The sequence below is a fragment of the Sinorhizobium sp. KGO-5 genome (genome assembly GCF_036245905.1).
GTDB classification, from domain to species: domain Bacteria; phylum Pseudomonadota; class Alphaproteobacteria; order Rhizobiales; family Rhizobiaceae; genus Sinorhizobium; species Sinorhizobium meliloti_A.
This window is the reverse complement of sequence record NZ_BDIZ01000011.1, coordinates 125,620-145,223: the sequence shown is the minus strand read 5'-3', so window position 1 is coordinate 145,223 and position 19,604 is coordinate 125,620. Positions and strand designations below refer to the sequence as shown.

The following is a 19,604-nucleotide window of genomic DNA, read 5'->3' as shown; positions in this document are numbered from 1 at the left end:
CCTTCAACTGGTCGCCAATGCCGATGACCACCTGACCGACGCCGCCGCCAATGCCGAAGCGGCGGCTGAGGGTTGTGGAAACATATTCGGAAACGAGCCGCGCCGACTGGCCATCGACATCTACAATGTCAAATACCGTCGCGTTCCTTCTGCCGATCTCCGAGCCGGACTGGCCGGCATCCGAAACGATATCGGTTGTCATAGGGCCCTCGCCCGGCACAGCCTGGCATCCCGCAAGCGCGGTACAAAGCAGAAGGGCAGTCACTCGTTTCACTACGACACTCCGTGTTCTCGCAATCAGCCCTGAGCCCGAAGCAGCAAAATTTCCGTTAACGGGCAGCAAACTATCAGCCCCTGGAGTGACGCCCCGCCCCCTCACTATTTCCGCTTGAGTAATTAGCTGTCGTATCTTGCCTACTCGGCAAGGACAGAATCCGACAAAGGCTCGCCCATCTCGACGACCGCACCAGCAGGGCGGATTCGATTGGCCAGTTCACGAAGCAGAATCAACCCATACTGAGGGCCAAGGTGACCGTAATCCTCATCGGTAAAGGCAATATCGCCGTCTTCTCTCATGCGTGCGGCGCCTCGCCTGAAATCGTCGCGGCTGAACATCTCCTGCGAACGAGTTTGCGCCGGCTGCTCGATAAACGTGGCCGGCAGTTCCTGCACACGAGTGGTAGTCAAACGCAGGAATTGGGATAGGAGTCTCGCGCCATCGCCTGTGGCAAGCAATTGACTCCACAAAGCGCGCTCCCGGCTTTCCAGCGCATTCTCCGCTGGCAAAGGATCGGCGATCACAAATATTGGCGCATCGGTAAGGCTGCGAAGCAGTCCTGCCAGACCGAAGGCTACGGAACTAAGCACTTGCCCGTCGAGGGCGGCATGATAGGCCGCTTGAGAAATCAGGTAGCGAGGTCTGGGGTCTTGAGATTGCGCTGACGTGCGGAACGCTCGGTAAATCCGCGACGCTCCCGTAAAGCTCGGCCCAAGACCAACGATGACAAAAGCGTCGTAGTTGCGCGGGTCGATGAACTCGAGGCCCCCTGAAGTCCATTTGAGAGACTCCGCCAGCCTTTGTGTCTTAGGGCGGAGAAGTCCTTTTCTCGCGACCATGTTTCCTAACTGGTCGCGAGAGGCCCCGAACCAGGTGGGCACCAGATCGGGAAATTTTTCGCTGTGCTCAGTCCAAGCGTCGCGAAATGCGGCGAGATGAGAATTTCCAAGAATGCAAAGGCGGGCTTGAGAGCTCATCGTGTTCCGAACGCCTCCAGCAGCGCTTCTTCGCATACGACGTCATCATTCGCAGCGACCTTCTCACTCTTCTCGGTAACCACAGGAGGATGTTGGGCGAAAAACACCCTCATGACAGTATCGACGCCTTCGGACCGAACGTTGCGCTGATCCTCTTCGTAGTATTTTCCGCCCGAAAACGACGAGGCGATGATCTCGTAAGAGGGGAAGTAATCAACGTCAGGGAACCGGCTCGACAGCGCGCCGGCCGCCGCCCGCAAGACTGACTTGGAATACACTGTGGAGGAAAGAACATGGTCCCCCGATGCCGTTGCTGCCAACGGGACCGGAGACACGGTGATGATAAACCGGATGTTCGGATTTATCTTCTGAAGGATCTTTCTCACCCGGATGAAGTCCCCGAATATTTCCTCGTAGGTGAAATTCTTGAAGCTGTAGATATCTGGGTCGAAGTCACCGGCCAGAACACCTGGTGCTGTGGGATAAACAGTCCCACTTTCGGTGTGAACCCAGCCTTCGGTCAGACCAAAGGTGAAGACAAAAACGTCGGTGCGTTTCAGCATGCCGCGCACGTGTCGGAGGTGGTACTCGCGGTGAGCTATGACTTCTTCCTGCGAAGCATGCCCCATCGGTTCCACGTTCGGGCGGAGTGCGTCGTACCAGCGTCCGCCCTTTTCCCACGCGATGTTCGCTGGCGCAAACCTGCCACGGCACTCCTCGACAAGCTGCAGCAGTTGTCGAGCAGTGTAGATGTTTCCGTACCTGGCTGAGTAGATGCCGTATCCGAAGGCCATCTTGTGGCGCTCGGACATCCCGCGCGGCGCAGGTTCCACATCAAGAACCGAGTAGCCACTCTCGCGCATTCGCTTCGCAATGTGCTGAGCAAAACACGAGCCTGCAGTTGCAACGCAATCGGTCGGGGAAATCTCGAACTTGCGTGCATAGAGATCTTGAACCGTCTCCGGCTGCTGTTGCTGCACACCAGTCTTCCAGAACGCCCGCCCTGGCAGCCCTCTATATGGATTTTTCGCCTGCATACCCTGCCCTCGTTTCAATCTGGAATAGTGCGCCGGGGCACAATTTTCAAGCGGGTTATGGGATAGCTTCGGAACTTCTACGCGATCACGAGGGACGGGTATCTTTCTAGGACCATCGCTTTCAGCGCGGCCTGCCATGCGTTGTTGTCCGGGGCGTGCGTAGTCGCCACGCCACACATCGCGATCGGCAGGTTCCGAGCCGGGTTGACGCTCATCCCATCGTTAACATCGTATTCGCCGAACCATGCGATACGCGCGCTCGGGAAACCGTGCGTGTAGGCATATTTGCCGCTGGCGGGGTCTCCGCCGCTAAGCAACGCGCCGTCTGCCCAGATGCTCATCTCTCCCGGCGAGCCATGCTTGTAGTTGAACTGTACCAGATGGAAGACCGAATCCTCCAAGGCCTGCGTAACGCGCGTCTGATAGACAAGATTGTCCGCTTCCGTGCGCGCTAAAACGAGGTCTATTGGTCGGAGGTGCACGGTCACCCCGCCGCCATTGTTGCCGGCGAGCGAGAACAAAGGCGCAGCAGAGTTCGAGCCAGCTTTGGCAACGGCCCAGATGCAGAGGTCGCCGGTGACGATTACCGCATTCCCTGACGGTGTCAGCAGAGCATCCGCAGTCGCGCCGCTGTTACGCCCTTGGACAACTGGCTGACTGTCAGGGCCACCGGTCTCCAGATATTCTGGCCGCAATGAACCGAACGGCACGAGGTCAAAAGCATTCTTGCGATCGGTCCAATATCCTCTGTCATTCACATGCTGGCCGAAGGTCGGCTTTGCGTCCCACCATGCCCGCGTTTCGGCCCGATTGAAAAAGGCTAGCTCTGCCGCCGTTGGCGCCGACGAGATAGCGCCGGGGATGCGTGACTTTGCAGTCGAAAGATAAATCTTCGTTCCCATTGTTCCATATTCCTCAGTGAGAGATCGTTTCGAGAAAGGCAGAGATGCGCTTGGCCAGGAGCTCGTTGCCCGGCTCGGTGCGAGCGTGCAGCCCGTCGTCGAGGTAGGTCGCGTAAGTCTGAAGGTTGATGCCGCAGTTCCGGTAAAGGTCGAGCGCCGGGATTTGATAGAGAGCCGCCTGGTCAATCTCTGCGTCGACATACTCGACAAGGTATTCGCCAAGGGTATTCGGGAAGTTCGTGGCATCCTTGTTGTCGCCGTCTGACTGGCGCTGGCGCCACATCGGCGTGACTAGGACGAGTTCCAGATGCGGGTATGCTGTCAGCAGCCGCTCGATCGATAGTTTGATGGCGCCTCGGAAAGTAGACCCCGTCGTATCGGCTGATGTGCCAATCGGCAGATTGCCGCCGAAATCGTTGGTGCCGTAAAAAATTGTAACGGTGGCGACTTCACTCCAATTGACAGCCATCAGCCGCGCCAACGTCGCTGAATGCTCGGGATCGGCCAGCGCAGCCGCAGCTGCCGTCTGAGCCGAGAAATTTCCCGTTCGGATAGACTCGGCCAACTGGTACATGGAAAATTTGTCGTGGTTCGTGTCGGGATGTTCCCCCATCCTTTCACCGGCGAACCCGACGTTGATCGCGTTTTTGAAGCCGATCCGGCTGGCGATCCGATCAGGATAGTCAGAAAACTCCGTGATCGAGTCACCGAAGCAAACGAGGCTACCGCCACTACGGCGGTAGCCGACAACGCGCCCGTCATCCAGCGTAGCCGAAAGATCGACGCCGTCTGCCCCCCGAACAGTGTGAACACGCTGGGCGAAGAGCGGTACATCCACTGTGATGGTCTCGATATTGGCCTTCACGTTGTCCGTGGTGGCCAGCCTGGTCGACCGGTCAGTCGTCGAAGGCGTCGGGCCCGTTGGAGTGCCGGTGAAGGTTGGCGAATTCTTCGGTGCAAGGACACTCGGGTCGATAACATCACCCAGGCGACGCCAACCAGCCGGCGACGTGCTCCACGTATATTCGCCGCTGTTGGGAACTGTTCCCCCAACAACGGGGTCAGTGTGGGTTCCGCTGTCGGACGTGGGAACGCGCCCCGGCTGGCCCTCCCTCGTGCCGTTGATCGTCGCGAGCGTGGCCCAGGTACTTCCGATCACATAGCCTTCTGCAGCGCTCTGTGCGAGAGCTTTCGCCTGATCGACTTGATCCTGGATCGTACCGCCGACAATCTCTCGAACTTCGTGTTTATCAGGATCGGCTGGATCGCTTGTCGGGCCGTCCGCGTACACGGTGTTGAAGGCGTCCCGGATTTCATTTGCCATTTAATATCCCCATGCTGAGGCGCGCCGGTAGGTTCGCCGGCGCGAAGGTTTTATGACTAATCAGATGATCGTGACGTTCAGCGGCCCGGAAGCAGGGCCTTCGATGCCAGAGCCATTGAGCGGCAAAGCGTAGTAATCCCAGACGCCTTGAGGCGCGCAGGAGCCCGTCTCTGCAAACATGATGACATCGTCGTATGAGCCTGCGAAGGAAGCATCGCCAAGCACGACGAACGTGTTATTCCCGACAGCAGCCGTCATCTTCTCAATGTAGCTGCCATTTGCGGTCCTGCCCGCTCCATTGACGGTCGTGGTGCCCGTAAACCGGAGACGCGACGTTCCTGCCGCATAGCCCGATACAGTTGAAGCGAGGCGATACACGGTGCCAGCGACAAAGCTCGGAGCCTGCGTAAGGCCGGATTGCGTACCAGCAGCCTTGTTCGCTTTGCCGCCACTGATCGTCCAGCCTGTTCCCTTTGCCCAATCGCTGTCGGTGTCGAACCCGCTGTTGGTAAGCATGTTCGTCCGTGTGGTGTCACCATCCGTAAACGCGTAACTAGCGGATGGGCCGACGGCGCGCGTGCCAGCCAGGGTCGCAGTGTCTGCGTCGAAAGCTGAGCCTGAAGGCACGCGATATATGTTGACTGTCCGAACATGCGCGTCGTTGCCAGTCGAGAAGGCGAACCCTGCATTACCAAGGCGTGGTGCCGACCCAGTGAGCGTGAAAGATGTAAGCGCGGCAGGAGGCGTTGGATCAGATGTTGATGTGACGGTTTCCGTGACAGACCAGTTCGAGTAACGCCTATTGGACGCAATAAAGGCAGCCTGAACGTCAAGAACTTCGTCAGTAGGAACATTCCCGGTAGACAGGTCGATGTACCCCCCAGACGGCTCTGCATTCGGATTTTGCTGCTCCACCCATGCGCCCGGTGTACCGAGGCCGTCCGCGTCGGCAACCCTGTAGCGGACAACCGGCGTCAGGCTCCCGTCCTCCGGATCAATGATCACGACGCGGATATAGACGCTGCCGCCGTTTGCCTTGGCTTGAATGAGATTGATGACCGGCGTTGGTATATCGGAAGCATTCACGGCCAGCGGAACCGGCGGCTGCTGCCCCTCGTCCGTCGCCGGGTTCCAGTCGTCGATCCCCTCGGGATGCTCGATGAAGTCCATCGTGAATCCGCCCTTCGTGAGGGCCACAATGGATCGGCGGTTCTCAATCAGTTTTCCGTCCAGCTTGGGCAGCCTCTTGGGCGTCTCCAGCCGGACCCACCGAGCATAGACGGCGTTGATTCCGGAAAGCCGGACATCAAGGCTGCCCTTGACCTCCTGGCGCTGTCGGAGCCAATCACGCTTGCCGAGGCGTCTAGCCTGCCGCCACTGGTGACACCACTCGTAGCTGCCCTCCATGGTGAGGACGCGGCCCGCGGCGATCTGAGCGTCCGTATCTTCGAAGAAGTCGGTGTCGCAGCTCGTGTAGTTCGTCGCCGGATAGGTGAATTTGGGGACGAGGCGGTTGCACTCGTCCTCGAAGAGCACGCCGTATTGCACGTTATGGCCGACAATGTCGGCATCGGTCAGCGTCGCAGTCCGGCTATCACGGAACTTGCCGACGGTGAGGATTCGAGCACCGTCCCCGCGGGCGACGAGGTGACCGTCGCATGTTGCGAGGATTGCGTTCAGCCCCGACTTCGGTCCGTTCTCGGTCGTATCCCAGCCATTGCACTGATACCGCTTTTCAGTGCCCCCGCCGGCGAGAGGAACGTCCTCGTCGCAGATGTCCGCTTCCTCTTTCCAGAGGTCGATGACCGGGAGGAGCGCCTTCTTATAATCGAGGCCGAATCCGAACTCGTTAAAGCAGAGATGCCAGGCGCAGATGTTCGCGCTGTTGCGGGTCCAAGTCCAAGTGCTCGGATCCTCCGGATCCTGCGCGGGATCGCGAAAGTCCCAGCAGTAGGCGCCGTCGATCTCCACCGACGGAGACGGCGCTCCGTACGGGAAAGCCGTCTGCTGGTCCTGTGCGTCGGCGTTGTGAGCGATCATAGCGAGCGACGCCTGACCGTCTCCGCTCAACTCGATGTTCGGTCGGCTGGTCGGAACACCCGGGTTGCGCGGCATGAAGTCCGCGGTGCGCATCGTCCTGCCGTTTTCGGTGAAGAACGATCCAGAGATAATGTCCTGCACATTGGTGCCGCCGGCGATGGCAGAGATCCATTCCGCCCTCGCCTTCTTTGCCGCCTCGATACTGTCACGGATCGACTTGGTGATGAGGTCGAACGCATCGCGGAAGCCGAGGACGGACTTGATTCCGTATCGGTCAACCGCCTCCGACAGAACGATCTGTGCGCGGTTAGGGGGATCAATGCAGAAGGGATTGATAATTGCGCTCGCAATCGTATTGGCAGGCTGCAACAGCTCTTCCTCAAGTGAGTGGCGCGAGGTTTCGACCAATTCATATGAATCGCGGTTTGAGCGCGCGAAAGCAATCTGCAACGGCCGAGCCGCTGAGACACAGGTCGTTGCCGGCAGGCTCTGGATCGCCGGAGCGATTGCTGCGAACAGCTCGTTCAAGGCCTGCATGGCAGAGCAAGGATTTGCACCAAAATGACCATGCTCATCGTCGCTAAACGCCGAAACCTATTGGGCGAGCTAGAGGACTGCTCGATCGAGGATGCCCTGTTCTTGCGCAAATCGGTCTACCTGTGCCCGGAATGCGGCAAGTATGTACTGCCCTATAGCGATCACACAGGCCCTCGTTTCAAGCACATGCGCCGATCGCCGGATTGCAGCTATTCGCAAAGCGCCGGGCGTCGAGCTAAGCGACGGCCTCGCGACCGCTAAGCCTTCTCGAGCTCGCGCTTGAAGAACAGCACCCAATGGTAAGCGTTGCGCGGGACCGCCTGCACGAGGGCATATCCCTCTGCCGCCTTCTCGTTGATGAAGGCTTGCATGCTCTTGAGGCGACCTGGGCCGGTGTCGAAGTGCTCGACGAGGTATTCGGACATCATCATCTCCTCAAAGCGAAAGCCCCGCTACCTGTTACGGCGCCGGGGCAGGATGTTACCCGGGGGCACCATGGCCAGCTTGAGACGGCGTTGACCACGCGATATGGCTTGTTCATCTTTCATCCACGAACCGAGTGCACGACATGAAGGCCCACTATTGTGGATACCGCATCCTGGATCACGACAAGCAACGTGAAGGCTGGCGCCCGGAAGACCCGGAAGATTTCGAGTTCAGCATAGATTTTTATGCAGGGTGTGGAGACGGCGCGGACGCATTCACGTCGGAAGTGTGTTCGCCGCGTCGGCTCATGAAGAAATTCGCCACTTCTGTCTGCTCTCCACAAGGCGTGCTGATCATGCCTTCGTTTGATCTCGTTGCACTCGACAATTTCCTTCGAGAACTGTGCGAGAACACGGAGGCCCAGTCGTGGGATGCACTTGCACTCAAGTTGAATGGCGCAGGGCGGTGGGAGTTCGCCCATCGCACTTGATACGTGCCAATTTGGTTGCAGGCCCGGGAATCGAACCCGGTCTCTCGTGGTTATGAGCCACGCGGCTTACCAGTTGCCCTGCCTGCGTTCTCAACCCTCTGCTGAAAAGATGTTCACGCGCTGGCGCTGGATCTTCGCAAACCATCCCCTTGCGGATAAGCTGGTAGTATGAAGTTCAGAGAGTTGACGTCTATAGGATTGGAGGGGTTAGGAAGGGGGGTGTGGGGGGAAACCTCCGGGGCGGAAAGGGTCTCCGCGTCCACCTGATTTCCACCTGTGTCCACCGGATTTCCACCGGACAAAGCGGAATTCCGCTGTTTCCGCTTCCGTTCGCGATCCCACTGCCGCCGCTTCTCGGCAGCACGATCGATGGTCGGAACCGTTTCAGCCTCAGCTTCGAAAGCCTCGGCAGCCACAAGGGCTTGCTCGATCGTGAGACCGGCCTCCAACATACGGCGGATGGCGGCAGAAATGCTCACGCGGCCAACGCCTCTTCGCATACCTGGATAATGACGACGCACTCGGCCGGAAGATCGCTGTCCCAGCACATGGTCAAGCGTTCGCAGAGGTTGTCGTTCTTGATGACGCCGTAGTGCTGCAGGCAGTCGAGGATTGCCTTTGAGCGATTGTCGATGTCCTGCCGCATGTTCTGACGGCGCAGGGCGACGTGCAGCGCGAAAGGCTGGTCGATCGCCTGCTTCGGGGCCTTGATGAAGTAGCCGGCATCGTTCCTCCACTTCTTATACGTGGAGGACAGGCGACGCGTCTTGCCCCAGCCGTCGTAGAGATCCCAGCCGCTCGGCGGATATGGCAGGTGAAGCTTGATCATGCCGCGCCCCCGGTCAGGAGTGACAAAGGTCCAACGCGCAACCCCTTGAATCCGCAAGCCAAAGGCAACAAATCAACAGCGGGCGCTGGTCCGCAGCGCCTTCCTTGTTGAACACCACCGCATTCAGTGAGGCTGAAATGAACTCGAAGATGTTTGCTCGACCGGTTTACCTGAAGGAGAAAAAGGACCTGATCAGAGAGATTACGAGCCTGTACGATGCTATCGAGTTTCTTGAGGAGTGGCCGGAGCGCGACCGCGACATCGTGCACGACGCCACCCTGAAGACTTGCTACATGGCCCACGACGGCCATAAGCCCATTCAGGTTGCGCGGGATGCCATCCGCTCCTTCGGAAAGAAAAAGGGCATCCTCGTCAAAGCACCTGCAGTTCTTCCCTGGATGATCAAAGCGAACTCCGGCAGCGGACGCGTCTCTGCGTAGCTCATTATTCGAGGAGGAGAGGCTGCGATCGCGGCCTCTCTGTTCCAAGCCCGGCGAGTATGGGGGGTGGAGCTTGATCATGCTGCTTCGTCCTTCGGCTTTTGAGCGCCCTCGATGCGCCGGACGGCGATCTCCGCGTATTCGGGATTGAGTTCGACGAGGATGCTACGAAGCCCGAGCTGCTCTGCCACCAGGCCGACAGTTCCGGCGCCGCCAAAAGGATCGAAGACTGTTCCCGGATCACGCCCGAAAACCTCACAGATCGGCCCGCAGCCAGAGGGAGCGCCGCAGCAGCCGCACACGGTCTTTGGCGTACCTGCTTTGATGCAGCGCTCGGCTAGCGCCGGCGGGAATGTCGCGAAATGGGCATCCCGGAACGCCTTAGGCGCAATCGTCCAGACATTCCGAGCATTCTTCGTTTCGACTAGATCCGAAGTCCCTTCGGCAAACGATCGCTTCGACTTGCGGAACGGGTCGTTCTCGGCAGCTGTCTTGTACGTTGCTTCAGTTCGGCCTTGGCGGTTGATCGTTCCGTGGGCACCCTTCTCGACATCCCAGCCGCCGGGCACCTTCACCTTGCGAGACACCGGCACTCGATCGACATTCTGCCGACTGTTGGCGCCAGGCTTGCGAGCATGCGCAGTCCCGCTGACGGGCTCTCGGATTGCCTCGTGGTCATAGAAATAGTCTTCACCCTTGGTGAGGAGGAAAACCTTCTCGTGCGCCGTCGTCGGACGATCGTAGACGCTCTCCGGCATGGGGTTCGGCTTGTGCCAGATGATTTCAGAACGAACCCACCAGCCCGCCTCCTGCAGTGCGATCGCCAATCGGTTCGGAATCATGCAAAGGTCTTTGGGCTTGAGATATCCGCCGGCTACAATGGCACCAGGTGAGCTGACGCCGGCAGCTCGGCGATGAAAGTTGCCGCGCACTCCTCTGTCGCCGTGACGGTCGGCCTGGTAGATCGGTCCTACGGTCGAGAATGGCTTGTCGCGAAAAGTGCGGTCGTCCGAACCGTCGGCTTTGTAAGCTTCCGCGCTCTTACCGTTCGGAGCCGCTGCATAGCAGTCGCCATAGTTGAGCCAGAGCGTTCCTTGCGGTTTCAGGATTCGCCAGACCTCGGCGAACACTTCGACCATGACAGCAAGGTGCTGCCCGAGCGTCGGCTCAAGGCCGATCTGGCCGTCGACGCCGTAGTCGCGCAGTCCCCAATAGGGCGGGCTCGTGACAACGCAGTCGACCGATCCGGAAGGCATCCGGCGCATGGCCTCCATGCAGTCGCCGACATGAATGGTGCAACGGCCGTCAAGGATGGAGCGGGTTTCGTGGGTCACGCCTCACCTCCCGGCTCGCGGAACAAACACGGGCCAGTGTCGGTTGCGCCATCAAAGAGGAGGCCTGAATGCCTACGACCCCTATTCCGAGGCCCAACGACCCTGAATTCCCGCCAGACATGCCGCCGGATGTGCCGCCAGATCTGCCGGAGCCACCGATCGAAGAGCCAGAGCCCGACGTAGGCCCGGACCAGGCACCCGACATCAATCCGGTGCCCGGCGAGGAGGTCCCGCAGAGAATGAGCAACTGAGGTCATGCCTGCCCTCCCCGCGCCCATGCAGCCGCTCTCGTAAAGTTCGCACCAGTTTGCGACGATAGACACGCGCGGGATGAGGGAGCGGCTGCATGCTGAGCGACAAGAACTATTGCGTTACCATTATTTCCGCACTGACGATTATTGCGTTTGTCTTTGTGATGCGCTTCCTGCCAGAATTTCTGGCTTGGCAAGGCTGGGATTGGTGCGGAGCAAACTGCAACGTCCGCGATTGGCTCGAAGCAACCAGCGGATGGATAGGCGCGAGCATTGCGGCTGTTGCGGCTGTCCCTCTTCTCCTTCAACTGAGAGTACAACAAACCCAAACTGCATTCACAGTCGGGGACGCCTCTCCCACGATGGACGCGATCGAGCATCTTAACGACAGTTCTGAACTGGTGGTGAGGATCGTAAATTGGAACAGGCGAGCGATTGTTGTCCGTTTTCTCGACGTCGAAAGCGAAGACACCATCATCATGCCCAATAGGCTCACAATCGACGGAAAAGTTCATCCGAGCGATCTTATTGACCTTGGCGTAAAGCCCTTTGTTATTAAAGGCTGGGAAAATCGCTCGGCGTCCCCGCCTCACGCTGAGATCCGTCTCGCCGCCTTCAAAATCGATGGAGAGGACCTCTCTTTCCGGAAGAACTGGAAAGACATTCACAAGATCACGGCGACAATCCAAATACTTGGCGATTCGCACCGCGTTAAGCTTTTGAAGGCTGATACACGCTTGCTGTGGAGATAACGTCATGCCGCACCCCTCTTCTGCCGATGCGCCAAAGCCTTCAGGTACGCTCCGCGGATCTCTTCGAGCCGCGCCATGTCGTATTCCTTGATCTCGATCTCCATTTCAGGGCGAGGCTTCTTGGAATGGCGGCCATGGTCGTCAAGCCATGTCTGGACACTGGCTATACGGCGGTCGAGCCATGCGATCATTTCGGACGGGTCGGTCATCAGTGCGCCACCCCGTATTCAGCCTCGATGCTGCTCAACCACTCCAGCCCCTTCCGCGCAACGCGACGATGGCTTTCCTGACAACAGCTGTCGTTCATGCGGACCGAGATGTCGGCCCAGCGGCGGTGCATCATTTTGACGGCAGCGGTCAGTGCAGCCTTGAAGCTCTCGTGCTCGCCCCAGAACGGCCCGCCGTGTCCGCAATACCCGCCGACGCTGTCTCCGGTATTGATGGACCAAGTACCGTCACCATTGGCCATGATGCCAATTTTTCCATAGCTCCAGCCGCTCTTATCGAGATGGGTTTGCAGCCATAGCGGCTCATCGACAGTGGCCGCCGGCGTGGGCATCATCAGGTCGAGCATGGAAAGTTGCTGCATCACTGATCCTCGTCCTTCAGTTCGGGACAGACCCACTCAGCGAGGGACGATCCCCACGCTCTAAGCTTCGCCGCCAGACGCATTCGCTTCCGCAAGCTCAGCCAGCGCACGAATACGGGAGGTTTTTTCGATGAATTCTGCATGGTCTCTCCGTGCCGCACGCAGCAGCTCCCGTTCGTTCTTCGCAGCTTCCGCAGCCGCATAGAGTTCCATCATCTGCCAGTGGCGGACGACATCGGTCTCATTGTTCCACCACGCCTTGAGGCGGCGCTCGGTCCACTGTTTCTTAGGCTCGCCTTGATGCGGGAACAGCTTTTGGAGTTTCCCCGCAGCCTCGTATAAGATGTCGCTGACGCGGCCTCCGCCGCCGATCGATCTAACGAGGTAATTTGCAGTAGCAACGTCAGACATCTGCTTGCATTTCCCTTGATTTGCCTCGTCCAGAATTCTGGATTTCTTTTCCATTTTTTCGGTTCCCGCATGTGGCAAGGTCTCTTTGCTTAGGAGAGACTGCACATGGGCAGAAACCTTACCGACCATCCCGAGAAGAGCCTGACCGCGCCAACGGTCGGCGCTCACTCGGCGGTCGAAAAAATCGTTCCTTTCCGCAGAGCCCCGCCGCAACTCGGCTCTGCCGCCGGTGACGAACCCTCGTCGTCACCGGCAATCCCTCTCGGAGACGCTGTTCAAGCCGTGGTCATGAGACTGGCGAACAAGCGGATCCGGTTGAGAGTGGCTGGTCCCGGCCGGGAGGAGGATGACCGGGACCAGCGTTGAGCGCCTCGGGAGGAGGTGAAAGCGCTCAATCCTTTGCGCGGTAGCCGTTCCGGCGAAACTCACGTTCAACAAAGCCGGGGACGACCAGGGTCAGTGCTGCCATCCAGAGAACGGCGCCAGCGGATGCAATGATGATGGACCAGGTCATGCAGCCCTCTTCTGATCGGAATTTGGATTGGATGAAGCGGCGCGGCTCACCTGGGCGCGATGGAAATCCACCCTGCCTTCAATGGTTCTTTGAGCTGCCGCGTCTTCTGATCGGGATGTCCGGAGGTACTCGCTCATGCGACTTCCTCCACCTTCTGGCTTTCGCGCAGAGCCTTGAGGCAGGAATGACAATGCTTGTCGCCGTAGCCTCCGCAGTTCTCGCCAGGGTCCAGGCAGTGCGGCCGAAGGACGGATCTCGGCTTGGCGATGAAAGAAGGTGCAGGGGCCACAGCCGCAGCCGATGGCTCTACGCCGCCCTGCCGACGCCCATCAGTCGGTCCGGACTCTGAGGCGTGCTGATGGTCACGGTCCTCTTCGTCCCTACTCACCGTATCAACGGTCACGGCGCCTTTGGCTTCCGCTGCCTCCTCGGCTTTCGTCAGGAATTCAGGTGCCTGTTCAGGCAAATGGGATGCCCGTTTTTCGTCCGGGCCAGACGCGCTTGCGACGGCGATTTGGGCTACTTCTTCACTTTCGCCTCCTGCGCTCGTTGCGATCTCAGAATTGGAAACAGCGCTTTCTTCGGCCTCGCGCGCTGCCAGCAAGGTTTCAACGGCAGGAGCCGTGCCGGCCGAACCTTCATTCTCGTCGAGGATTTCGCCGGTCGTCGGGTCGAAACGCTCTTCGCGCTCGATCATGATGTCGACTGCGGTGAGCAATGCCGCCCTGCCCGCCTGGGTCTGCATGCCGCTCGCGACGGTGGCGACGAGTTTCGCGCTGGTCTCGGTCTCCGGCTCTTCGAACATGTCGATCTGGATCATGCCGAGCGCATGCAGGTAGGTATCGAGGATCGCCTCTTGCTCGGCGCGCTCGTCGGCATCCTGCTTGCGGATCGAAATCACCTTGCGCAGGATCTTGGCATCGAAGCCCATCGATTTTGCCTCGCCATAGACATCCTTGATGTCGTCGGCGATGGTCTTCTTTTCCTCTTCAAGGCGTTCGATGCGCTCGATGAAAGCGCGGAGTTGGTCTCGGGCTACGCCGTGTGCGTCAGACATGTATTATGCCTCTTCCTTGTCGGAGAGGCGTTTGGCCTCTTCGTAGCTGAAATCTGCTTTGATCAGGAAAGCGTTGGAGCGGGTGACCATCGCGTCTTCACCGCATGGGGTGAGGTCTTCAAGAAGACGGGCGACGATGCGCTCACGCTCGGCAAGGATCGCCAGCACAATCACCTTGTCGCCGTCGGCCTGATTGGTCAGCACCATGGCGTCGTCGAATGCCTTCTGCGCAGCGCGCATGATGTTTTCGGGGATGATCTGGGCGTCGACGTTCATGCCGATACCCCTTCGATCGGGCGCGCGCCGAAGATGTCGGGCCGCAGCAAATGCCGCGAAACGCCGGTGATCCTTTCAACTTCCAAAACGCGCGTCGGAGGGACCTTGTCCCACTGCAACACGGCAGAAGGCGTGATCTTAAGCCGACGCGCCAGTTCGCTGGCGCTGCCTGCCTGCTTGAAAACCAGTGTGAGTGGAAGGGGTTCTGTGCTCATGCCGGATTATAAGCACAACTAGAAAAATCATTCAAGCAAAACTTTTATAGACGACATAGGGTTCCATAACTCACATGCTGGCTATGGATACGAAGGAAAAAGCCAAGATCGTGGGTGCAGCAATCAAGCGGGCGCGAAAGCAGCGCGGCCTGGTTATGCGGCAACTTGCCGAGCACCTCGGCGTGCACGTTGCAGCGATCGGAAACTACGAGAGCGGCAAGAACCTGCCGTCGACCGAGAACTTGATCGCGCTGTCCGATTTCCTTCGAGTCGATCAAGGCGCCCTTAGTCGCGGCGAAGTCGTCAGCCTAACAGACGAGCCTCTCGCGGATGCCGAGCGCGTGACCGACCCCGCCCCGCCACCTTCGGGACCGTTAGATATTGAAGTCCTCGGAACCACAGCCGGTGGCGACGATGGCGATTTCAGGTTCAACGGTGAGCGCCAGGGTTTCGTTCGGCGGCCGCCCGGGCTGGCCGGCGTGGTGAAGGCTTTCGCACTTCATACGATCAGCGACAGCATGGTGCCGCGCTATTTCCCCGGCGAGCTCATATACGTCGGCGGCCGAGAGCCAGTTCCTGGCGACCACATCGTGATTGAGCTTTTCCCCGAGAATGAAGGCGAAGTCGGGAAATCCTACATCAAGTACTTCGTTCGGCGGACTGCATCCGAGATCATCGTCAGCCAGTACAACCCGCCGAAGGAGCTGACGTTCAACCGGTACGCCGTGAAGGCGCTATGGCGCGTGATACCTCTGGCAGAACTTCTCGGCTATTGAGGATATGTGCTTCCGCGCGAACGCGCGCGCTCTCACTCACGAATAGGGCTTGGACGGAAATGCTCCTTCCCGGCAGCCCGTCTTCCTGACAGGCGGAGCAAGTAAGCCGCGCCGACAGTTTCGTCAGCGGCGTCCCGGTGAAAATGCCGGGAAAGCGCATTAGCTGGCCGACTTGCCACCAGCGCGCCCTACCACAATCTGAACATTCGACAGATACGGACGCCACGTCCCCCAAGAGTGGCTCGCTCGTAGGCAGCCTCATTCCTTTCTCCTTTGTTCACGTCTTGTTCTCACAATTGATTCTTTTTGCCGAAGAGTCGAGAGGCATTTTCTAGTTTTGCTTTAAAGTTTTGCTTGGATCCATTTTCTAGCTGTGCTTATATCCATTTACAGCAGGCGCTGACGAGAGGACGAAGCAATGGCGATGGTTACCCGATACAGGATTGAAGACGAGGTAGGCCGCGTCCTGACGGTCGAAGGCTTCTTCTCCTACGAAGTCGACGACGCTCTGCAGTTCCGTTGCGAAGACGAGGCCTACGAAGAGGCCCGCTCCTTCCCCGGCACGACCGTCGAGCGTTTCGAGCGCTGGTCGTCCTTCCCCGACTTCGTCCTCTCCGAAACCGTCTCGATCGAGAGGAGCGCGGCATGATCACCGCAACGCAGCTCCGCGACTTCGCCTTCTTCCTCTCGAACACCAGCAGGTGGGAGCTTGAGAAGGCCGGCATCATCACGCTCGGCCCGAGCGGCGACACGGCTTGGAAGCGGTTCAACAATGACTTCGACGTGTTCGTCATCAAGCTCTCCGCCGAGAAGCTGGGCGCCCTCGCCGAGATGATCAGCGGATACCTGCAGGTCTGCGAGTATTCCCGCGAGCAAGCCGCGATTGCCGCCCGGAGGGTCGCGTGACGCACCCTGTCTCCTACGCCTGCGATCCCGCGCAGCGCCATTGCGAGTGCGGTCGCTGCACTCTCCCGCCGGCGCGCAGCATCGATCTGGACGCGGTCGCCAGCCTGAACCGCGCCACCACCGCAACCGCGACCTTTCTCATTCTCCTCGCCGCCGTGCTCGCCGTCTCCGCCGTCGGCTTCTGGAAGACGGAGCAGGTCCACCGTCAAATCGTCAAAGCCAGGAGCGTCTGAACATGACAGCACCAGCAATCGAACACACCATGCGCCGACAGACCGAGGCCGCGAAGGCTCTCCTCGTCGATCTTCGCAACCAAGGCGCCGATGAGGACGCCGAATTGGTCGCCGACACCATCGAGGGCGAAACGAACCTCATGGAGGCCATCGAAGAGGCAATCGCTGAACTCGACGAGTGCGACGTTCTCGTGACGGGCCTCAAAGCGAAGGAAACCGAGTTCGAGGCGCGCCGCAAGGCGATCGAGAAACGAGCAGAGCGCATCCGCGCTTTGATCGAACAGGCGATGCTCGCGACAGAACAGACGTCGATGAAGACGACAACGGCAACGATCGTTCTCACGAAACGAGCGCCCGCACTGATCGTAATCGAAGAGGCCGACATCCCGACCAAGTACTGGATTGCGCCGCCTGCCCCGGCCCCGAAGCTCGACAAGAAAGCTCTCACCGCCGACCTGCGCGAAGCGAAAGCGACCATTCCCGGCGCGACGCTCGACAACGGCAGTTTTTCCCTCACGGTCCGGAGGAAGTGACCATGAACGCTATCACCACGTTCGACCTGACGTCCAAGCAGATTGCTCTGGTCAAGCAGACCATTGCCAAAGACTGCAACGATGAAGAGTTCAACCTCTATATGGAGGTGGCGAAGGCCAAGCGCCTCGACCCGTTCCTGAAACAGATCATCCCGATGGTCTTCTCGAAGAACAACGCCGAGAAGCGCAACATGACCATCATCATCAGCCGCGACGGCCAGCGCGTCATCGCGCAGCGCTGCGGCGATTACCGGCCCGCGAGCAAACCTCCGACCTATGAATTCGACCCGTCTCTGAAGAGTCCTCTGAACCCGCACGGCATCGTGTCTGCGACCGTCTATCTGTGGAAGCAGGATCCAAAGTCTGGCGAATGGTACGAGGTTGCTGGCCAGGCGTTCTGGGAAGAATTCGCGCCTATCAAAGACGAGTGGGCCAAGAACGACAACGGCAAGAGTTTCAAGACAGGCAAGCAGACGCTCGACGACAGCGGCAACTGGGTGCGCATGCCGCGCCTCATGATCGCGAAGTGCGCCGAAATGCAGGCGCTGCGCGCTGGCTGGCCGGAACAGTTTACCGGACTTTACGACGAAGCCGAAATGGACCGCGCCAAGATTCTCGACCTCACCGCCTCCGAAGTCGTCGAGAAGGAACGCGAGGATCACCGCATGCGAGTGATCGGCGCAGACAACTCCATCACTGTCACCTGGGGCGACAACTGGGCCCTCGAAAACGTTCCAGTCGGCAAGTTCGCCGACGAGGTCATGCGCTTCATCAACGAGTCCGCGCCGGAGACCGTCGCCAAGTGGCGGGACGCGAACCGCGAGCCGTTGAAGCGCTTCTGGGCTCTACAGCCGGGCGACGCGCTCGCGCTCAAGAAGGAGATCGAGGCCGCTATCGCTCGCAAGCCGGGCCGTGCGGCGATGAGCCCTTCCGATGCCGAGCTCCGCAATCACCCTATGATGGCGGGCTGACATGAGCGGCCCGGTCCTATTGCAGTGGAACGGCGAGTCCTTTCAGCCGGCAAACCGGCATTGGGCCCGCGAATGCGACAAGCGTTTCGTGGTCGGCGAGTTCTATACGCTCGCCGAGCACAACGACCGGAGCATGAATTCGCACCGGCATTTTTTCGCCGCCGTGAACGATGCCTGGCGCAATCTGCCGGAACAGTATTCCGGACTGCCGTTCGCCGAATCCGCCGAGCACCTGCGCGCCTACGCGCTGATCCGAACCGGCTACTGCGACGCTCACACGATCGTCTGCAGCACGAAGGCCGAGGCAATGCGCCTCGCCGCCTTCATCCGCCCGATAGACGCCTTCTCCGTCGTCGACGTGAAGGAGGCGACCGTCACGCGATACGTGGCGAAAAGCCAGTCCATGAAGGCCATGGGCAAGCAGGAATTTCAGGAAAGCAAGACGGCCGTTCTCGACTTCCTCGACGATCTGATCGGCGTCGAGCGCGGCACCACGCAACGAAACGCAGGAGCCGCAGCATGACCGACAACGCCCGACTTTTGCCCGGCAGCATGACCGAAGTGGACGCGCTGACCTGCGACGACCCTATCACCAGCCTTATCGCTCGGATGTCCGTCTCCACGGTTCACGACGCGTTGGTCAAGTTCGTCAACTCGGAAATGCAGCGGCCTGGCGCGAACGTCGATCACATGCTCATCGGCATTGCCGCCTACATGATGCAGATGCATGCGAGCTTCGCCGCGTACTTTGTCGGCGCTGAACGTGCTGACGATGTTGTCGCGCAGTTCCAAGCCGTTCTGGACCGGACTTACCGAGAGCACTTCGTCGACAGCGCGAAGGAGCTGGCGGCATGAAGATGCGCGTTACCTTCGAAGTCGACCAGAATAAACTGTTCGACATGCTCCACAAAATGAACGGAGACTTCTCCGGTATCGGCAATCGCGTTGTCGGTGAGCTTATGAAAAGCGGCACCTCTATCATCGCTGCGATAGGCATGGCCGTCTATGGGGTTACGGTCGTTTCGAAGCAGTCTGCCGACCAGGCGGAAGGCGGTGCGGCATGATCGACTGGCAGAAAACCGCCTCTCACGCCATCGGCGAGGTTCATCGCAACCTTCCGGCCGATGCCGACCTGGCAGCACGCAAGAAGGCCTTGCGCGCCGCTCGCCCATGGGAGTTCGCGTCGACGAGCTGGGGCAAGAAGGTTTGGGCGAAGCACTCGCGCAAATATCTCGAGAAGTACGGTCTACCGCCTCTCAAGCCGAAGGCCGTCGAGGATCACCTGTCGCCGCTTGAACGCATGATCGCCAATGCGAAAGGCGGTGAGGCATGAGCGACGCCCTCTATGGACAGTGCCCCTCGTGCTCGCAGGTTTTCCTCGTCGCCAAGCTGCCGATGCAATTGAGTAAGGCGGCTGAGCTCGCGAAGAGGGCCGCGTGCCCGGCCTGCGGGGAAACGAAGGGCATCACGGTTCCGAGCGCCGATGAGGTTCGATCATTCGAAACGG

29 protein-coding genes, 1 tRNA gene and 2 pseudogenes are annotated in these 19,604 nt (G+C 59.4%); 15 read left to right on the top strand and 17 right to left on the bottom strand.

Annotated elements, in window-relative coordinates; translation table 11 throughout:
- From BHD07_RS28505 to BHD07_RS28475, 7 genes and pseudogenes are all read right to left on the bottom strand, one after another.
- Positions 1-274 (bottom strand): annotated as a pseudogene (locus tag BHD07_RS28505) (polysaccharide biosynthesis/export family protein); the annotation flags it as partial.
- Positions 275-414: 140 nt separating this feature from the next.
- Positions 415-1,254 carry a hypothetical protein gene (locus tag BHD07_RS28500; protein ID WP_338283998.1) on the bottom strand — a complete coding sequence of 280 codons (840 nt, stop codon included), beginning with the start codon at positions 1,252-1,254 and terminating at the stop codon, positions 415-417.
- Positions 1,251-2,291 carry a GSCFA domain-containing protein gene (locus tag BHD07_RS28495; RefSeq protein ID WP_338283997.1) on the bottom strand — a complete coding sequence of 347 codons (1,041 nt, stop codon included), beginning with the start codon at positions 2,289-2,291 and terminating at the stop codon, positions 1,251-1,253. The genes BHD07_RS28500 and BHD07_RS28495 overlap by 4 nt, the downstream gene beginning before the upstream one ends.
- Positions 2,292-2,368: 77 nt before the next feature.
- The gene (locus tag BHD07_RS28490) at positions 2,369-3,193 is read right to left on the bottom strand and encodes a hypothetical protein (RefSeq protein WP_338283996.1); all 825 of its coding nucleotides are present in this window, start codon (positions 3,191-3,193) and stop codon (positions 2,369-2,371) included.
- Between the two features lie 13 nt (positions 3,194-3,206).
- Complete coding sequence (locus BHD07_RS28485; RefSeq protein WP_338283995.1) at positions 3,207-4,517, bottom strand: SGNH/GDSL hydrolase family protein; 1,311 nt, start codon at positions 4,515-4,517, stop codon at positions 3,207-3,209.
- Between the two features lie 60 nt (positions 4,518-4,577).
- Positions 4,578-7,085, bottom strand: coding sequence for a hypothetical protein (locus BHD07_RS28480; RefSeq protein ID WP_338283994.1), 2,508 nt, complete (start codon positions 7,083-7,085; stop codon positions 4,578-4,580).
- Between the two features lie 266 nt (positions 7,086-7,351).
- The gene (locus BHD07_RS28475) at positions 7,352-7,519 is read right to left on the bottom strand and encodes a hypothetical protein (protein WP_338283993.1); all 168 of its coding nucleotides are present in this window, start codon (positions 7,517-7,519) and stop codon (positions 7,352-7,354) included.
- Positions 7,520-7,662: 143 nt separating this feature from the next.
- Between BHD07_RS28475 and BHD07_RS28470 the strand changes: the two genes are divergently transcribed.
- Complete coding sequence (locus tag BHD07_RS28470; RefSeq protein WP_338283992.1) at positions 7,663-8,010, top strand: Imm8 family immunity protein; 348 nt, start codon at positions 7,663-7,665, stop codon at positions 8,008-8,010.
- A 12-nt stretch (positions 8,011-8,022) separates the two neighbouring features.
- On the opposite strand, the gene BHD07_RS28465 is transcribed toward BHD07_RS28470, so the two are convergent.
- Positions 8,023-8,097 (bottom strand) — tRNA-Met (locus BHD07_RS28465).
- Between the two features lie 388 nt (positions 8,098-8,485).
- A complete protein-coding gene (locus tag BHD07_RS28460) occupies positions 8,486-8,839 on the bottom strand; it encodes a RusA family crossover junction endodeoxyribonuclease (RefSeq protein WP_338283991.1) in 354 nt (117 codons plus the stop codon).
- Positions 8,840-8,976: 137 nt separating this feature from the next.
- On the opposite strand from BHD07_RS28460, the gene BHD07_RS28455 reads away from it, so the two are divergent.
- On the top strand, positions 8,977-9,279 hold the full coding sequence (locus BHD07_RS28455; protein WP_338283990.1) for a DUF982 domain-containing protein: 303 nt from the start codon (positions 8,977-8,979) through the stop codon (positions 9,277-9,279).
- Positions 9,280-9,356: 77 nt separating this feature from the next.
- Here the strand turns inward: BHD07_RS28455 and BHD07_RS28450 are convergent, their stop codons facing one another.
- Positions 9,357-10,613, bottom strand: coding sequence for a DNA-methyltransferase (locus BHD07_RS28450; protein ID WP_338283989.1), 1,257 nt, complete (start codon positions 10,611-10,613; stop codon positions 9,357-9,359).
- 68 nt (positions 10,614-10,681) lie between these two features.
- On the opposite strand from BHD07_RS28450, the gene BHD07_RS28445 reads away from it, so the two are divergent.
- Both BHD07_RS28445 and BHD07_RS28440 read left to right on the top strand, forming a co-directional pair.
- Positions 10,682-10,864: a hypothetical protein gene (locus tag BHD07_RS28445; RefSeq protein WP_338283988.1), complete on the top strand. Its 183-nt coding sequence runs from the start codon at positions 10,682-10,684 to the stop codon at positions 10,862-10,864.
- Positions 10,865-10,959: 95 nt separating this feature from the next.
- Positions 10,960-11,616 carry a hypothetical protein gene (locus tag BHD07_RS28440; protein ID WP_338283987.1) on the top strand — a complete coding sequence of 219 codons (657 nt, stop codon included), beginning with the start codon at positions 10,960-10,962 and terminating at the stop codon, positions 11,614-11,616.
- A 2-nt stretch (positions 11,617-11,618) separates the two neighbouring features.
- Here BHD07_RS28440 and BHD07_RS28435 read toward each other — a convergent pair whose 3' ends face one another.
- Genes BHD07_RS28435 through BHD07_RS28425 form a run of 3 tightly spaced genes read right to left on the bottom strand, consistent with a single transcriptional unit; the run spans position 11,619 to position 12,670 of the window.
- Entirely contained in the window at positions 11,619-11,825 is a 207-nt protein-coding gene (locus tag BHD07_RS28435; RefSeq protein WP_338283986.1) for a hypothetical protein, read from the bottom strand.
- Entirely contained in the window at positions 11,825-12,205 is a 381-nt protein-coding gene (locus tag BHD07_RS28430) for a hypothetical protein (RefSeq protein WP_338283985.1), read from the bottom strand. The genes BHD07_RS28435 and BHD07_RS28430 overlap by 1 nt, the downstream gene beginning before the upstream one ends.
- Positions 12,206-12,265: 60 nt before the next feature.
- Positions 12,266-12,670, bottom strand: a complete 405-nt coding sequence (locus BHD07_RS28425) for a hypothetical protein (RefSeq protein WP_338283984.1) — start codon at positions 12,668-12,670, stop codon at positions 12,266-12,268.
- Between the two features lie 51 nt (positions 12,671-12,721).
- Here BHD07_RS28425 and BHD07_RS28420 point away from each other — a divergent pair, with 51 nt between their 5' ends.
- Positions 12,722-12,982 (top strand): hypothetical protein, encoded by a 261-nt coding sequence (locus BHD07_RS28420; protein WP_338283983.1) that lies wholly within the window; start codon positions 12,722-12,724, stop codon positions 12,980-12,982.
- Positions 12,983-13,007: 25 nt separating this feature from the next.
- Here the strand turns inward: BHD07_RS28420 and BHD07_RS28415 are convergent, their stop codons facing one another.
- The 4 genes and pseudogenes from BHD07_RS28415 to BHD07_RS28400 form a co-directional block, all read right to left on the bottom strand.
- The gene (locus BHD07_RS28415) at positions 13,008-13,130 is read right to left on the bottom strand and encodes a hypothetical protein (RefSeq protein ID WP_338283982.1); all 123 of its coding nucleotides are present in this window, start codon (positions 13,128-13,130) and stop codon (positions 13,008-13,010) included.
- Positions 13,131-13,944: 814 nt separating this feature from the next.
- A pseudogene (locus BHD07_RS28410) lies at positions 13,945-14,187 on the bottom strand (DUF2312 domain-containing protein); the annotation flags it as partial.
- Between the two features lie 3 nt (positions 14,188-14,190).
- Positions 14,191-14,463 (bottom strand): hypothetical protein, encoded by a 273-nt coding sequence (locus BHD07_RS28405; protein WP_338283981.1) that lies wholly within the window; start codon positions 14,461-14,463, stop codon positions 14,191-14,193.
- A complete protein-coding gene (locus tag BHD07_RS28400) occupies positions 14,460-14,678 on the bottom strand; it encodes a transcriptional regulator (protein WP_003528115.1) in 219 nt (72 codons plus the stop codon). The genes BHD07_RS28405 and BHD07_RS28400 overlap by 4 nt, the downstream gene beginning before the upstream one ends.
- Before the next feature lie 74 nt (positions 14,679-14,752).
- On the opposite strand from BHD07_RS28400, the gene BHD07_RS28395 reads away from it, so the two are divergent.
- The 10 genes from BHD07_RS28395 (at position 14,753) to BHD07_RS28350 (ending at position 19,430) form a co-directional block, all read left to right on the top strand.
- Positions 14,753-15,454, top strand: a complete 702-nt coding sequence (locus BHD07_RS28395; RefSeq protein ID WP_445190506.1) for an XRE family transcriptional regulator — start codon at positions 14,753-14,755, stop codon at positions 15,452-15,454.
- Positions 15,455-15,872: 418 nt separating this feature from the next.
- Complete coding sequence (locus tag BHD07_RS28390) at positions 15,873-16,103, top strand: hypothetical protein (protein ID WP_338283980.1); 231 nt, start codon at positions 15,873-15,875, stop codon at positions 16,101-16,103.
- The gene (locus BHD07_RS28385) at positions 16,100-16,360 is read left to right on the top strand and encodes a hypothetical protein (RefSeq protein ID WP_338283979.1); all 261 of its coding nucleotides are present in this window, start codon (positions 16,100-16,102) and stop codon (positions 16,358-16,360) included. Before BHD07_RS28390 ends, BHD07_RS28385 begins: the two co-directional genes overlap by 4 nt.
- Entirely contained in the window at positions 16,357-16,593 is a 237-nt protein-coding gene (locus BHD07_RS28380; RefSeq protein ID WP_338283978.1) for a hypothetical protein, read from the top strand. The genes BHD07_RS28385 and BHD07_RS28380 overlap by 4 nt, the downstream gene beginning before the upstream one ends.
- 2 nt (positions 16,594-16,595) lie before the next feature.
- Positions 16,596-17,126 carry a siphovirus Gp157 family protein gene (locus tag BHD07_RS28375; RefSeq protein WP_338283977.1) on the top strand — a complete coding sequence of 177 codons (531 nt, stop codon included), beginning with the start codon at positions 16,596-16,598 and terminating at the stop codon, positions 17,124-17,126.
- Between the two features lie 2 nt (positions 17,127-17,128).
- Positions 17,129-18,097: a phage recombination protein Bet gene (gene bet, locus BHD07_RS28370; protein WP_338283976.1), complete on the top strand. Its 969-nt coding sequence runs from the start codon at positions 17,129-17,131 to the stop codon at positions 18,095-18,097.
- Between the two features lies 1 nt (position 18,098).
- Entirely contained in the window at positions 18,099-18,620 is a 522-nt protein-coding gene (locus tag BHD07_RS28365) for a hypothetical protein (RefSeq protein ID WP_338283975.1), read from the top strand.
- Positions 18,617-18,952: a hypothetical protein gene (locus BHD07_RS28360; protein ID WP_338283974.1), complete on the top strand. Its 336-nt coding sequence runs from the start codon at positions 18,617-18,619 to the stop codon at positions 18,950-18,952. Before BHD07_RS28365 ends, BHD07_RS28360 begins: the two co-directional genes overlap by 4 nt.
- Entirely contained in the window at positions 18,949-19,161 is a 213-nt protein-coding gene (locus tag BHD07_RS28355; protein WP_338283973.1) for a hypothetical protein, read from the top strand. Before BHD07_RS28360 ends, BHD07_RS28355 begins: the two co-directional genes overlap by 4 nt.
- Complete coding sequence (locus BHD07_RS28350) at positions 19,158-19,430, top strand: hypothetical protein (protein ID WP_338283972.1); 273 nt, start codon at positions 19,158-19,160, stop codon at positions 19,428-19,430. The genes BHD07_RS28355 and BHD07_RS28350 overlap by 4 nt, the downstream gene beginning before the upstream one ends.
- Positions 19,431-19,604: the final 174 nt, after the last annotated feature.